11 protein-coding genes are annotated in these 15130 nt (G+C 64.0%); 7 read left to right on the top strand and 4 right to left on the bottom strand.

Annotated features, from left to right (window positions below):
- Nucleotides 1–71 precede the first annotated feature (71 nt).
- The 7 genes from U1702_RS12840 to U1702_RS12810 all read left to right on the top strand — a co-directional run bounded on the left by U1702_RS12840 (nucleotide 72) and on the right by U1702_RS12810 (nucleotide 12385).
- Nucleotides 72–1634, top strand: a complete 1563-nt coding sequence (locus U1702_RS12840; protein WP_332725227.1) for a flavin monoamine oxidase family protein — start codon at nucleotides 72–74, stop codon at nucleotides 1632–1634.
- A 32-nt stretch (nucleotides 1635–1666) separates the two neighbouring features.
- Entirely contained in the window at nucleotides 1667–2779 is a 1113-nt protein-coding gene (gene metX, locus U1702_RS12835) for a homoserine O-acetyltransferase MetX (RefSeq protein ID WP_332725225.1), read from the top strand.
- Nucleotides 2776–3366, top strand: a complete 591-nt coding sequence (metW, locus tag U1702_RS12830; RefSeq protein WP_332725223.1) for a methionine biosynthesis protein MetW — start codon at nucleotides 2776–2778, stop codon at nucleotides 3364–3366. Before metX ends, metW begins: the two co-directional genes overlap by 4 nt.
- A 64-nt stretch (nucleotides 3367–3430) precedes the next feature.
- On the top strand, nucleotides 3431–6628 hold the full coding sequence (locus U1702_RS12825; protein WP_332725221.1) for an amidohydrolase family protein: 3198 nt from the start codon (nucleotides 3431–3433) through the stop codon (nucleotides 6626–6628).
- A 219-nt stretch (nucleotides 6629–6847) separates the two neighbouring features.
- Complete coding sequence (locus tag U1702_RS12820; RefSeq protein WP_332725219.1) at nucleotides 6848–9814, top strand: TonB-dependent receptor; 2967 nt, start codon at nucleotides 6848–6850, stop codon at nucleotides 9812–9814.
- A 67-nt stretch (nucleotides 9815–9881) separates the two neighbouring features.
- Complete coding sequence (locus U1702_RS12815) at nucleotides 9882–10562, top strand: DUF6445 family protein (RefSeq protein ID WP_332725216.1); 681 nt, start codon at nucleotides 9882–9884, stop codon at nucleotides 10560–10562.
- A 2-nt stretch (nucleotides 10563–10564) separates the two neighbouring features.
- Nucleotides 10565–12385, top strand: coding sequence for a family 43 glycosylhydrolase (locus tag U1702_RS12810; protein WP_332725214.1), 1821 nt, complete (start codon nucleotides 10565–10567; stop codon nucleotides 12383–12385).
- On the opposite strand, the gene U1702_RS12805 is transcribed toward U1702_RS12810, so the two are convergent.
- From U1702_RS12805 to plsX, 4 genes are all read right to left on the bottom strand, one after another.
- The gene (locus tag U1702_RS12805; protein ID WP_332725212.1) at nucleotides 12382–12708 is read right to left on the bottom strand and encodes a MerR family transcriptional regulator; all 327 of its coding nucleotides are present in this window, start codon (nucleotides 12706–12708) and stop codon (nucleotides 12382–12384) included. The genes U1702_RS12810 and U1702_RS12805 overlap by 4 nt on opposite strands.
- A 1-nt stretch (nucleotide 12709) precedes the next feature.
- A complete protein-coding gene (locus tag U1702_RS12800) occupies nucleotides 12710–13009 on the bottom strand; it encodes an integration host factor subunit alpha (protein WP_332725210.1) in 300 nt (99 codons plus the stop codon).
- Between the two features lie 108 nt (nucleotides 13010–13117).
- Nucleotides 13118–14098, bottom strand: coding sequence for a beta-ketoacyl-ACP synthase III (locus U1702_RS12795; protein WP_443026845.1), 981 nt, complete (start codon nucleotides 14096–14098; stop codon nucleotides 13118–13120).
- Nucleotides 14095–15126 carry a phosphate acyltransferase PlsX gene (gene plsX, locus U1702_RS12790; protein ID WP_332725208.1) on the bottom strand — a complete coding sequence of 344 codons (1032 nt, stop codon included), beginning with the start codon at nucleotides 15124–15126 and terminating at the stop codon, nucleotides 14095–14097. The genes U1702_RS12795 and plsX overlap by 4 nt, the downstream gene beginning before the upstream one ends.
- Nucleotides 15127–15130: the final 4 nt, after the last annotated feature.

Genomic DNA, 15130 nt, shown 5'->3' with positions numbered 1-15130 from the left:
GCCGAACCGGGTAAGAATGGCAAGGTTTCCGAAAGCGGCTTGTGATATGGGCGCGCCAAGGGGGAATTGGGATGCGGGGAAGCGAGGCGCTGTGGCGCGCATTTGAACTGGCGCGGCGCCGCGATCTGACGGCGCGCGGGTGCGCTGCGCCGCGTCCGGGGCCGGAAGGAATCGGTCGCCGCGCGCTGCTTCAGGGCATGGCGGCGAGTGGTGTTGCGGCAAGTCTGCCCGCCGCCGCACAAGCATTGCCATCGGGCGGGCGCGTTGCGATCGTCGGCGGCGGGATTGCGGGGCTTACCGCGCTCCATCGCCTGACAAAGGCCGGCATCGACGCGCGGCTATATGAAGCGCGTAACCGGCTCGGCGGGCGCATGTTCACGCAGCGCACGGCGGACGGACAATTGTTCGAGGCGGGCGGGCAGCTCGTCAACACCGACCACGAAGACATGCACGCGCTGGCGAAGGAATTCGCCATTCCGCTGATCGACCGCAAGCCAGGGGTGCATCATTCCGTGGTGCTCGCCGATGGGGCGGTGGTGGCACAGGCCGATCTTGCCCGGCTGCTCACGCCACTTGCAGCGCGCATCGCCCGCGATTCGGCGGCGATCGACGCCAATCCCCGCGCCGCCGCTGCGATCGACCGGCTGTCGGTTGCACAATATCTGGACCGACATGCCGCGCTGATCGCCGATCCACGCATCCGCGCGCTGATCGAATCGAGCATTCGCACCGAATATGGGTCGGAGGCGAATGCTGCCTCCGCGCTTCAGCTGATCTTCAACCTGCCGACGGTGAAGGGCCAGCATATCGAGATACTGGCGGGCAGCGACGAGCGTTACGTCATTGCCGGGGGCAGCGGGCGGCTGGCCAATGCGATCGCCGATGCGCACCGCGACCGCATCGAGACCGGGCGTCGGCTGGCCACGATCCGCGACACCGGCGGGTCGATCCGGCTGGAGTTCCACGACGGCAGTGTTGCCGTCTCGGACACCGTGATCGTCGCGGTACCGGCACCGATCCTGCGTCAGATCGACTTTGCAGTATCGTTGCCCTTACGCTGGCGCGAGTTCATCGCGGAGGCCGATCTGGGCAAGAACGAGAAAGTACAGGTCACCGCCAGCACGACACCCTGGGCCGATATCCTCGGCACCGGCGGCGAGCTGTGGGATACGAGTTCACCCTATGCGCTCGGCTGGGACGGCACGTTACAGGGCGTTGCCGGCAAGCCGGTGTGGAACTGGTTCCTGGGCGGCGATCAGGTCGCTGCCGCCACCGCCGCGCCGGACGCACTCGCCGCCGCACTTGCCGCACGAACCGAAGCCGCCATCCCCGGCATCGTCGGCGCGACCGCAGGTGGCGTGGTCCGCCGCACCAACTGGTGCCGCGAGGCGCTGACGCTGGGTGCCTATACCAACAGTTCGCCCGGTCAGCTCACGCGTTTCGGCGGGCTGTTCTGGATCGAGTCCGATGATGCGGCGGAACGGCAACGGGCGACTGCGGGACGTATCGTCTTTGCCGGCGAGCATGTCTCCGACGCCTGGGTCGGCTTCATGAATGGCGGCGCGCAGACCGGGCGACTGGCGGCAGAAGCCGTGATCGCGGCGCGCAAGGCGAGCGGGCGGCGCGCTGCTTGAACGCTTCGGTTCACCGGACTAACTGCGTGCCGATGACCGATGACGCGCGAGGCCTCAATCGACGGGTGACGCTGCCGGGGCCGTTGCGGCTCGACGGCGGCGGGCTGTTGTCGCCGGTCGATATTGCTTACGAAACCTATGGCGATATTGCGCCCGATGGCGGCAACGCCATCCTGATCTGCCATGCGCTGACCGGGGATCAGCATGTCGCGTCCGACCACCCCGTCACCGGTAAGCCCGGCTGGTGGACGCGCATGGTCGGTCCGGGCAAGCCGATCGATCCCGAGCGCCATTTTGTCATCTGCGCCAATGTGCTGGGCAGCTGCATGGGCACGTCCGGCCCGGCGACGATCAACCCGGCGACGGGCCAGGTGTGGGGCATGAGTTTCCCGGTCATCACGATCCGCGACATGGTGCGCGCACAGGCGCTGCTGCTCGACCATCTCGGCGTTCAGCGACTGAAGGCGGTCGTCGGCGGATCGATGGGCGGGATGCAGGCCTTGAGCTGGCCCGCGACCTTCCCCGATCGCGTCGAGGCGACGGTGGTGATCGCCTCGACCGCGCGGCATTCCGCGCAGAACATTGCGTTTCATGAGGTCGGGCGACAGGCGGTGATGGCCGATCCCAACTGGAACGGCGGGGCCTATTATGACGGCGATCCGCCTGCCGCCGGCCTCGCCGTGGCGCGGATGGCGGCGCATATCACCTATCTGTCCGAGGAAGGGCTGACCGAGAAATTTGGGCGGCGGCTTCAGGCACGCGAGGCGAAATCGTTCGGCTTCGACGCCGATTTTCAGGTCGAAAGCTATTTACGGCATCAGGGGCTGTCGTTCGTCGACCGCTTCGACGCCAACGCCTATCTCTATATCACGCGCGCGATGGATTATTTCGACCTGGCCGAGGAGCATGGCGGCGTTCTCGCCAATGCGTTTCGGGGCACGAAGTCGCGCTTCTGCCTCGTCAGTTTCGACACCGACTGGCTCTATCCGACACGGGATTCGCGCAGCATCGTCCATGCGCTGAATGCGGCGGGGGCGGCGGTCAGTTTCGTCGAGTTGAGCTCGCCCTATGGGCATGACGCGTTTCTGCTGGATGCGCCGGAGTTGAACCGCGTGGTGGACGGGTTTTTGAGGGCTGGGCGGTGAGCGACCTCCGCCCCGACCTCGCGATCATTGCCGCGAATGTCGCGCCCGGCACCCGCGTGCTCGATGTCGGCTGTGGCGATGGCGCGTTGATGGCGGCGTTGCGCGATCAGCGTCAGGTCGATGCGCGTGGGCTGGAGATCGACGCCACGAACGTTGCCGCCGCGGTCGGGCGAGGGCTGTCGGTGATCCAGGGGGACGCCGACACCGATCTCGCCGATTATCCCGACGCCAGCTTCGACTATGCAATTCTCAGCCAGACGTTGCAGACGACCATGCGGCCGCATGTCGTGCTCGATCATCTGTTGCGCATCGGTGAGCGCGCGGTGGTGTCGTTCCCCAACTTTGCGCACTGGCGGGTGCGTGTGTCTTTGCTGTGGGGCGGGCGGATGCCCGTGACGCGGTTGCTGCCCGTGGCGTGGTATGAAACGCCGAACATCCACCACGTCACGATCGACGATTTCCGTGCCTATGTGCGCGAGCGCGGAATCACGGTCGAGCAGGCATGGTTCCTGTCGGGCGACCAGCTGACCAGCCCCGCCGCGGCAAACTTCCGTGCCGAGCATGCCGTATTTTTGCTTCGGCGATAGGCGCGTGACGCGGGCGGTTTCGCTTGATACCACCGCCGCATAACAGGTTCAGGGAGTTTCTCGGATGCGTCATTCGGTCGCCGGCGTTCTCGCCGCGCTTTTCGTCATGGGTCAGGCAAACGCGCAGGAGAAGCCAGCCGAAAAGCCCAAATGGGACGTCAACGCCCCACAAGGCGCGGTGCTGAAACAGGCGGCGATCGACACCGACGAAGGCACGTGGATGGACGTCGATGTCTCGCCCGACGGCAGGACCATCGCCTTCACGCTGCTTGGCGACATCTACACCATGCCCATCGCGGGCGGCACGCCGACGCGTATTTCCGAGGGGCTGGCGTGGGAAGTGCATCCGCGCTTTTCGCCCGATGGTCGGCGCATCGCCTTTACCTCCGACCGTGCGGGCGGCGACAATATCTGGATCATGAATGTCGATGGCGGCAACAAGCAGCAGCTGACCAAGGAGGATTTCCGCCTGCTCAACCAGCCGAGCTGGTCGCCCGACGGGCAGTATATCGTGGCGAAGAAGCATTTCACCACGGGCCGCTCGCTCGGCACCGGCGAGGTGTGGCTGTATCACGTCTCGGGTGGCAGCGGCGTGAAGTTGGTCAAGCGCGCGAGCGAGCAGCTGCAAAAGGAATTGGGCGAGCCGGTCTATGCGGCGGACGGCAAGTCGGTGTTTTTCACCCGCAATGTCACCCCCGGTCCGATCTTCGAATATGCGCAGGATTCCAACACAAACCTGTTCAACATCGAGCGCTATGATCTGGAGACGGGCGAGACCACTACCGCCGTTTCGGGCCTCGGCGGCTCGGTCCGCCCCGCACCGTCGCGCGACGGCAAGAAGATCGCCTTCGTCCGCCGTGAGGCCACGCGATCGAAGCTTTACGTCAAGGATCTGACCTCGGGCGAGGAGCGCAAGATCTATGACGCGCTCGATCAGGACGTGCAGGAAACTTGGGCGGTTACCGGCGTCTATCCCAACATGGCGTGGACCCCGGACAACAAGTCGGTCGTGTTCTGGGCGGGCGGCAAGCTACGTCGCGTCGATGCCGATGGGTCGAATGGTGCAATTATTCCGTTCCGCGTCGCCGACACCCGCGCGGTCGCCGCCGCGCCGCATCCGCAGATCGAGGTCGCACCCGCAAGCTTCTCGACCAAAATGCCGAAGTTCGCCTCGGTCTCGCCCGATGGTGGGCGTGTGGTGTTCGAGACGATGGGCAAATTGTGGGTCCGCCCCGTTGCGGGCGGTGCACCGCGTCGCCTCACCAATCTCGCCGAGACTGCCGGGGTCGAGCTCTTCCCGTCATGGTCGCGCGACGGCAAGTCCATCGTGTTCGTCGAATGGAACGACGCCAAGCTGGGCCATATCCGCACCGTCGCCGCATCGGGCGGGAGCGCACGCGATGTGACCGCCCAACCCGGCAACTATGCCCGCCCGACCTTCTCCCCCGATGGCCGCATGATCGCGTTTGAAAAGGGCGGCACGACCGGCCTGACAGCACCTGGCTGGGCCGACAATCCCGGCATCTACCGCGTCGCCGCGACCGGCGGAACGCCGCAGCTGGTGGCGAAGGGACTGGAGCGGCCGCAGTTCGGCACCTCGAACGACCGGCTATTCATGGTCGAAGAGGGCGGCGGCAAGACCCAGCTGGTCAGCACCAGCCTGTCGGGCGAGGAAAAGCGCGTCCACGCCACTGGCGAACTCGCCAACGACTTTGTCGTCGCACCCGATGGCCGCAGCATCGCGTTCCGCCAGAATTATCAGGCCTTCGCCATGCCGCTGATGCCCGGCGGACAGGAAGTCAGCGTAGAGCCAAAGGCCGATGCGCTCCCCGTCGTGCGCGTCAGCAGCGACGGCGCAGACTATATCCACTGGTCCGACGGATCACGCTTGAACTGGAGCCTGGGCGCAACCCTGTTCAGTGCGGATCGTGCCAGCCTGTTCGCCAGCGCGCCGGGCGGGACGAAACCAACGATCACCCCGCGCACCACCTCGCTGGCAATGCAGGTTCAGGCCGACAAACCGATCGGTCGCATCGCGCTGACCAACGCCCGCGTCGTCACGATGGCAAGCGCAGACGGCGGCATCATCGAGAATGCGACGATCCTGATCGAGAGCGACCGCATCGTGCAGGTCGCCCCGACCGCGGCGATTCAGCTTCCCGCAGGCACGAAGACCATCGATCTCGGCGGCAAAACCGTCATCCCCGGCTTGGTCGACGCGCATGCGCATGGCCCTTACGGTGCGGACGAACTGGTGCCGCAACAGAATTGGTCGCTGATCCAGAACCTCGCGCTCGGCACCACCACGATCCACGATCCATCGTCGTCCGCGCGCACGGTGTTCCCGGCACAGGCGATGCAGCGTGCCGGCAAGCTGCTCGGCCCACGCATCTTCTCGACCGGCGAGATCGTCTATGGCGCCAAGAATTCGGCGGTCTACGCCGAGATTAACAGCTATGAGGACGCGCTCAACCATGTCCGCCGGCTGAAGGCACAGGGCGCGCATTCGGTTAAGAACTACAACCAGCCGCGCCGCGAACAGCGCCAGATGGTGGTGGCCGCTGCCCGCGCGGAGAATATGCAGGTGGTGGCGGAGGGCGGGTCGCTGTTCGGCATGGACATGAACCTGATCGCCGACGGCAACTCAACGCTGGAACACAACATCCCCGCCGACATCTTCTACAAGGATGTGGTGCAGATGTTCGGCCAGTCGGACACCAACTACACGCCGACGCTCGTCGTCAGTTATGGGGGTCTCGCGGGCGACCCCTATTGGCGGCAGGCGACCGATGTGTGGAAGAACCCGCTGATGGTCCACACGCCGCCCGCCGTGCTGCGCGCCGACACGATGCGCGTGGTAAAGGCGCCGGAGGACAATTTCGTCGACGACGACAATGCGCGTGAGGCGAACAAGATCAGCAAGGCGGGCAAGCTCGTGTCGATCGGCGCGCACGGGCAACAGGCCGGGATCGGCTCGCACTGGGAGCTGTGGTCGTTCGTGCGCGGCGGCATGACGCCGATCGAGGCATTGCGCGCGGGCACGATCGACTCGGCCAAATCACTGGGCTTTGCCAAGGACATCGGCTCGATCGAGGCGGGCAAGCTCGCCGACCTGGTGGTGCTCGACGCCGATCCGGTCGCCGATATCCGCAACAGCGACAAGATAAGCCGGGTGATGCTTGGCGGGCGACTGTACGACGCCAAGACGATGAACGAGGTCGAGACCGGTACCGCAAAGCGCGCACCTTACTGGTGGGAGTGAGCAAGGCGGTACCAGCCCGGTGCCGAAAGCACGCTGTGGCCCGGATGTCGCACATCCGGGCTATGCCGTCAGCCGCCGACACGCCCGCTCTAGAATGCGATTGACAACGTAGTCACAAAGGCGTTTGGATCAGGTACGCTAGGCGACTTTAGAAACGCCGCATGTGTTGTAACCGGTTACACAACTGAATGTGCGCCGGTGCTTTAGGGGAGCAGATGTATGAAAGATTTCCGTAGCAAGCGTTCGATTCTGGTCCGTGGCGTCTCCGCCGGGGCGTTCGCCGTCGCGCTGATGGTCAGCACGTCGGCGATGGCGCAGACCACCGCGACCCTCCAGGGCCGCGTCGAGGGTGCCACCGCCGGCCAGCAGGTCAACGTGACCGACACCGTCACCGGCCGCACCGTCATTGCCACCACCCGCGCCGATGGCAGCTTCACCGTCGTCGGCCTGCGTCCCAGCACCTATCGCGTCGAGGTCGAAGGGCAGGAGACTCAGGAAGTTTCGCTGCCCGTCGGCCAGATCGTGAATGTGGATATCGGGGCAGCCGAGCAAGCGGCGACAGGCGAAGACGTCGTCGTCACGGGCAGCCGCAGCCGCACCGAAGTGCGTAGCGCCACCATCGGCACCAGCGTCAGCCAGCAGCAGATCGAAAGCCTGCCGCAGACCAGCCGCAACTTCCTCAACTTTGCTGCGCTTGCACCGGGTGTGACGGTGGCGGCTGGCGACAATGTCGGCATCCAGGCGGGCGGCAACAGCTCGAGCAACGTCAACGTTTTCATCGACGGCACCAGCCAGAAGAGCCAGGTCGGCTTTGGCGGCGTCGCGGGCCAGAACTTCTCGAAGGGCAATCCTTTCCCCCAGTCCGCGATCCAGGAGTTCCGCGTCGAGACGCAGAACTTCAAGGCTGAATTCGAAAATTCCGGCTCCGCTATCATCACTGCGATCACCAAGACCGGCGGTGAGGATTTCAGCGGCGGTGCGTTCGGCAAGTTCGTTCCGAAATCCTTTTACGGTCGTCCATTCTTCGACCGTCCCGGCGAAGCCAACAATCCAACGGGCGCCAATGCCAAGCCAGACTACAAGCGCTGGCAGTTCGGTGCCGATCTGGGCGGCCCGATCGTTCCGGGCGTGCTTCATTTCTTCGCCACCTATGAAGGTACGCGCCAGACCAGCCCCTCGCTGGTCGTCAATCCCGCCACGGAGCTTCCCCCTTCGCTGCGCGACCGTTTCGGCGGCAGTTTCGCGTCCGATTTCAACCAGGATCTCTATTTTGCGAAACTGACGCTCTTTGCATCTGATGCGGACACGATCAGTGCCAGCTACTTTCTGCGCCAGGAAACCGACGTCAAGGATTATGGCGGCAACCGCGCGTTCGAACAGGGCCGCGACGTCGGCACCGAAAGCAAGAACTATCAGCTGGAATGGGCGCATCGCGGCGACGGATTCCTGAACGAGCTGACGTTCAGCTATTTCAATAATTTCACCGGTACGCCGACGATCACGGTGGGTCCGGAGTATGTGCTGACCAACGGCGTTGGCGGCAGCGATCTGTTCTTCTTTGGCGCCAACTCGTTCCAGCAGGTGAATGAGCAGGAGAGCTACACGTTCAAGAACAACTTCACCTACACCGGCTGGGACAGCCATGTGGTGAAGACCGGCATCAAGATTTCGATGAACACGCTGACGCGCATCGAGGACGCTTTTGCGAACGGATCATATCGTTACGCGTATCAGAATTTCACCGATGTGGGCAGCAGCACTCCGTTCCGCGCGCAAATCTCGCTGCTGCCACCGACACCAATCGAAGCGGACAATGTCCAAGTCGGCTTGTTCGTGCAGGACGACTGGACGATCGACGATCACTGGACCGTCAATCTCGGCCTGCGCTGGGATTATGAGTCGAACGCCTTCAACAACAATTATCGCACACCGACCAAGATCGCCAACGCGCTGCGCAGCTATCAGCCATGGCAGGCGGCGGGCATCAACCCGGAAAACTACATCACCGACGGGACCAAGCGTAAAGCATTCCTCGGCGCGTTTCAGCCGCGTATCGGCGTCTCGTATGACGTCAATGGCGACCGCGATCTGATCCTGTTTGCCGGTGCCGGTCGCTATTATGACCGGAACATCTTCTATCTCGCCGCGCTGGAAACGCTGTTCAACAATGTTCGCAGCGATGCGTCGGTCAATTTCTGCGGCGCAACCGGGCTTCCGGCCTGCACGCAGCCGGGCGGCAATCTTGCCTCGGGCGAATTGCAGTGGAACCCGGCCTATCGTGATCCCGATGCGCTGCGCACTGCGGTCGCGCAGACCGGCCTGAGCGGCGATATCTGGGTTATCAACAACGATGCCAAGGTGCCGTTTACCGATCAGTTCACCGCAGGCATCCGCAAGCGGTTGGGTCCGGTCCAACTGTCGCTGGCGTTCGCGCACAACCGCTCGCACGATGCCTTTATCTTCGTGCGCGGCAATCGCCAGCCGAACGGCAATTACACCGATGGTGGCGACGCCTGGGTGCGGGACAACTTCCCGGCGGGCGGCGGTCAGGTTCCGGGCTATACCGGACGCCTGAATATCGGATCGAGCAATGGCGAGCAGCGTTACTCGGCGATCTATCTGACCGCCGACAAGACCTATACCAAGGATTCGGGCTGGGGCGCGACCGCCGCGCTGACCATCTCGGATGCAAAATCCAACCAGGGCATCGACTTCGGCGAAGGTCAGATGTTCAACGCCGGGCGTCAGGACGCCTATGGCTGGCAGCCGACCAAGGGGCTGGAACGCTGGCGCTTCGTCGCCACGGCGATCGGCGATCTCCCTTGGGGCTTCCAGATTTCGGGTACGGGGACGCTGGCATCGGGACCGCGTTTCGGCAATGTCGATTTCGGTCGGACCCCACCGGCCAATTGTGGCGGCTGCTTCTATTACAACGACGGCGGCGTGCTCAGCCCGAAGCAGAAGATCGCATACAAGAATCTGGACGTGCGCATCGCCAAGACGTTCACTGTTCCCGGTGTCGGCGGCGAACTGACGGCGGATTTCGAAGTCTTCAACGTCTTCGACTCGGTCAACCGCAACTATTCGACCTGGGGAGCCGGCTCGGGCTCGAACCCGCCGCGCGAAGAAAACAGCACGGTCGGTTATGCCCGCACTTTCCAGGCGGGTCTGAAGTACAAGTTCTGATCTTCGGATCGGGTTTTGGGGGAGGGAAGCCACGGCTTCTCTCCCCTTGTTTTTTCCGGGAGCTGGCATGAAGCCCGCGCTGCATCGCTTCGGATCGTCAGGCTCGCCGGTCGTGGTGGTGGATGCCGTCACCGGTAACCTGCGCGAAATCGTCGACATTGCCGCCGCGCTCGCGCCCTTCCCCGTCAGCCAGACCTATTATCCCGGCCTTCGCCGCATTTTCGACGAAGCCGACAACGCCGCCATGGCCTATGCCGATGCGCTGCTCGAAGCCGCCGCGCCCTATATCGGCGGCGCGTTCGATGCCGAATCCTTCGATCTGGTCGAGGCGAGCTTTTCGATCGTCACTACGCATCCGACGGCACTGGGCGGACCACAGCGCGTGCCGCATTTCGACTCGACCGACCCGAACTATCTCGCTTTGCTCCACTATCTCGGCGATACGCCGGACACCGGCACCGCATTCTACCGCCAGCAAAGCACCGGGATCGAACTGGTCACCGAAGCTAACCTCCCCGCCTTTGTCGAGGCGGCCAAAGCCGACAGCGCGGCGATGACCGGGTACATCAACGCCAGCAACGCGCGCTACGCACAGACCGGCCGTGTCGAAGCCGTTCCCGACCGGCTCGTCATCTATCGCGGCGCCCAGCTCCATTCGGGAATTATCCCGCCGAACATGACGATCAGCGAAGATCCGCGCCGCGGGCGGCTAACTGCCAATTTGTTCGTGCGGATCAAGGGAGAGTGAACATGCTCAAGCACGCCATCCTCATTGCCGCGCTGACCGCCACTGCCGCCAGCGCGCAGCAAGCGAAGCGCAGCTACGCCAACCCGATCGACATCGATTACCGCTATAATTTCGAGCAGATCAACGAGGGCATCTCCTACCGCACCGGCGCCGATCCGGTGATCGTGCGGCACAAGGGTGCCTATTATCTCTTCCAGACGCTGGCCGACGGCTATTGGCGCTCGACCGATCTGGTCGACTGGAAATTCATCACCCCCAGCCGCTGGGAAAATGACAGCTTCGTCGCTCCCGCCGCCTGGTCCGATGGCGAGCGCCTGTATCTGATGCCGTCGATGATGGAGCCGGGCGCGATCTACGTCTCCGACGCGCCGGAAACGGGCAAGCTCGACTATCACGTCCGCCGCATGCCGCGTTTGCCGGGGCAAGTGCGGCCGGGCGAGGAGGAAAAGATCGAAAGCGGGCAGATCCCGCCCGGCCCGTGGGATCCGGCGCTGTTCCTCGACGATGACGGCAAATGGTACATGTATTGGAACTCGTCCAACGTCTTCCCGCTCTACGGCATGGAAATCGAGTTCAAGGACGGCAAGCTGATCTACAAGGGCAAGGCGCAGACGATGTTCGCGCTCCACCCGGACAAGCATGGCTGGGAACGCTTCGGGCAGGACCATAGCGGCACCTTGCCCAACGGCACCCCGATCAAGCCGTTTATGGAGGGGGCGTGGATGACCAAGGTCGCCGGCACCTATTACCTTCAGTACGGCGCGCCCGGCACCGAATATAACGCCTATGCCAACGGCACCTACACGTCGAAGTCACCGCTCGGCCCGTGGGAATATGCGCCATGGAACCCCGTCGCATACAAACCCGGCGGGTTTGTCGAGGGCGCGGGGCATGGCTCCACCTTCGACGATATCCACGGCAATTGGTGGAATACCGGCACGCCGTGGCTGGGGCATAACTGGACGTTCGAGCGGCGCATCAACATGTTCCCGACGCGGTTCGAGGCGGACGGGCAGATGTGGTCCTCGTCGCGCTTCGGCGATTTCCCGCATTGGGCACCGACGGCGAAGGTAGACGACATCGAGTCGCTGTTCACCGGGTGGATGCTGCTGTCCTATCGCAAGCAACTGATCGCGTCCTCGACGCTGGGCGAGTTCGATACGGCGCGGGCAGCGGATGAGAATCCGCGCACCTTCTGGGTCGCAGCGAGCAAGAAGCCGGGCGAGACGCTGACGATGGATCTGGGCGCGGCCAAGACCGTGCGCGCGATTCAAGTCAATTTCGCTGATTACAAATCGGGGCGCTACGCCGATGCGCCGGATATCTACACCGAGTTTCGGCTGGAGGGGTCGGCGGACGGCAAACGCTGGTCGAAGCTCGCCGAAACCGAAGCTCCGCGCCGCGACCGCCCGAACGCCTATTTCCAGTTGAGCAAGCCCGCCAAGGTTCGTTACGTCCGTTATGTCCACGGCCATATCGGCGGCGCACATCTGGCGATCAGCGACCTGCGCGTATTCGGCAATGCCGACGGTGCCGTACCCGCCATCCCCGCCGGCGTCGCGGCGGTGCGCGACAAGGACGAACGCAACGCGCGGGTGACATGGCGCAAGGTGCCGGGAGCAATCGGCTATAATGTGATGTGGGGGGTGCGTCCTGATCGCCTGACGCTGGCCTATCAGGTCTTCGCCGACGAGCTGGGCGGCGACCCGACCGCGAAACTGGATGTCCGCGCGCTGAATGTCGGAGTCGGTTATTATGCGGCGGTAGAGGCATTCAACGAAACCGGCGTCTCCACACGGAGCAAGCCGATGCCTATTCGCTAACCATCGTCTTTCAACGCCTGCGACAACGCGTCGCGGACCGCGGCCAGCGATTCGGGCTGCCCGCGTCCGCCGCGTTCCGCCGCCAACAGCCGCTGTACGCCACGAATCGTGTAGCCTTCGCGCGTGAGCAGCGCATCGATGCGCCGCACCAGCGCGACATCGTCGGGCCGGTAATAACGTCGCCCGCCGGCGCGCTGGAGCGGCCGCAGTTGCGGGAAACGCCCTTCCCAATATCTCAATATATGCTGCGGACGACCGATTTCCTGCGCAAGTTCGCCGATCGTCCGAAAGGCGTTAGGCCCTTTCTCCGGACCCGTGCCCATATCATCCCCCGTCGACGATCCGGTCGCGCAACATCTGGCTGGCGCGGAACGTCAGCACGCGGCGTGGCGCGATCGGAACTTCGACACCGGTCTTGGGATTGCGGCCGATCCGCTCTCCCTTGTCGCGCAGGATGAAGCTGCCGAAACCGGAAATCTTGACATTCTCGCCCTTGGCGAGCGCTTCGCACATATGGCGCAAAATCTGTTCGACCATCCGCGACGCATCGGCACGCGACAAACCCACCTCTCGATGCAGTGCATCGGCAAGGTCCGCTCGGGTCAGGGTCGCAGCGTTGGCCATCAATAAATTCTCCGCGTCACGGCCGTCTTCGCACCGTAACACATGGAAGTAACGGTGCAACCATCGTTACGCTATCGTGACGACAAAGCGCACCAAAAAAGCGTGCAATCAGAACCGCACAACCGCCGCACCCCAGGTGAACCCGCCGCCCATGGCCTCCAGCACCAGCAGGTCGCCACGCTTGATCCGCCCGTCGCGCACCGCCGTGTCGAGCGCTAGCGGCACCGATGCGGCCGAGGTGTTGGCGTGCTGGTCGACCGTCACGATCACCTTTTCGGGGGCCAGTCCCAGCTTCTTCGCCGTCGCATCCAGAATTCGGGCGTTCGCCTGATGCGGCACCACCCAGTCGACATCCGCAGCGGTCAGTCCGAGCACGCCCAGGCTCTCGTTCATCACCGCCGCCAGATTGACCACGGCATGGCGGAACACTTCCTTGCCCTTCATCCGCAGCTTGCCGACGGTGCCGGTGGTCGACGGCCCGCCATCGACATAGAGCAGTTGGTTGTGCCGCCCATCCGCGTGAAGCTTGGTCGTCAACACCCCCCGCCCACCTTCGACCGCGGTTTCCTGCGCCTCCAGCACGATCGCGCCGGCACCGTCGCCGAACAACACGCAGGTCGCACGATCTTCCCAGTCAAGTATTCGACTGAACGTCTCCGCGCCGATCACCAGTGCGCGGATGGCGGAACCGGCGCGGATCATGCTCTCCGCCACCTGCACCGCATAAAGGAAGCCCGAACAGACCGCCGCGACGTCGAACGCCACGCAATCGTCGATGCCAAGCGCAGCCTGCACCTTGGTCGCGCTGGCGGGAAAGGTCTGGTCTGGGGTCGCGGTGGCCAGCACGATCAGGTCGATATCGGCGGCGGCTGTCCCGGCGGCGGCCAGCGCCGCTTTCGCCGCATCGGTCGCCAGCGTCGCGGTGGTCTCGCCGGGGCCGGCGATATGGCGAAAACGGATGCCGGTGCGCGCGACGATCCACTCGTCGCTGGTATCGACGCGTTCCGCCAGTTCGGCATTCGACACCCGGTGCGGCGGTAGTGCCGATCCGGTGCCCGTAATCACAGCCCGTCGAACCAACGTGCTCATGCGGCCTGGGCCTCGAAATTACCCAGATCCTCGGCGATTCGCCTGGTCAGGTCGTCGCGCACCATCTTTGCCGCCACGCCGATCGCGGTCTCGACGCCGATCTCGGTCGCACTGCCGTGACTCTTCACGACGATGCCGTTCAGGCCGAGGAACACCGCACCGTTATGGATATTCGGATCGAGATGATGCTTGAGCAGCTCGGTCGCCGGTTTGGAGATCAGAAAGCCGATCTTGGAACGGATCGAGCTGGAAAAAGCCCGGCGCAGCAGGTCGGCGACGAAGCGTGCCGTGCCCTCGATCGTCTTGAGCGCGATATTGCCGGAAAAGCCATCGCACACGATGACATCGACATCGCCACGCGACAGCGCATTGCCCTCGATAAAGCCGGTAAAAGTCAGCGGCAGGTGCTTCGCCGCACGCAGTTGCGCCGCGGCATCGCGGATGATGTCGGTGCCCTTCAACTCCTCGGTGCCGATATTCAGCAACGCGACGCGGGGCGCCTCCAGGTCGAGTACGGTGCGCGCATAGGCCGCACCCATCACCGCGAATTGCACCAGATTGCGCGTATCGACTTCGGTGTTCGCGCCTAGATCGAGCATCACCACATCGTTTGCGCCCAACGTAGGCATGCGGGCGGCCAGCGCAGGCCGGTCGATGCCGGGCATGGTGCGCAGCGACAATTTAGCCATCGCCATCAGTGCGCCGGTGTTGCCGGACGATACCGCCGCTCCGGCCTCGCCGCGTTTCACCAGATCGATCGCGATGCCCATAGATGTCGTCTTGGCGCGCCGAATCGCCTGACTCGGCTTTTCGCTCGAACTCACCACGTCGGGCGCGTGCACGATTTCCGACGCAGCGGTCAGATTAGGGTGCGATTTCAGGCCCTCACGAATCGCGGCCTCGTCGCCCACCAGCAGGAAGCGCATGTCATCGTACCGGCGTCGCGCACGCGCAACCCCGGCGAGCATCACCGCCAGCCCCTCGTCGCCGCCCATCGCATCGACGGCGATTCGCGCGCTGGAGGTCATGACC

Origin of the sequence: Sphingomonas sp. LT1P40 (assembly GCF_036663835.1) — a bacterium.
GTDB lineage: Bacteria > Pseudomonadota > Alphaproteobacteria > Sphingomonadales > Sphingomonadaceae > Sphingomonas.
This window is presented reverse-complemented; position numbering and strand designations above follow the sequence as displayed.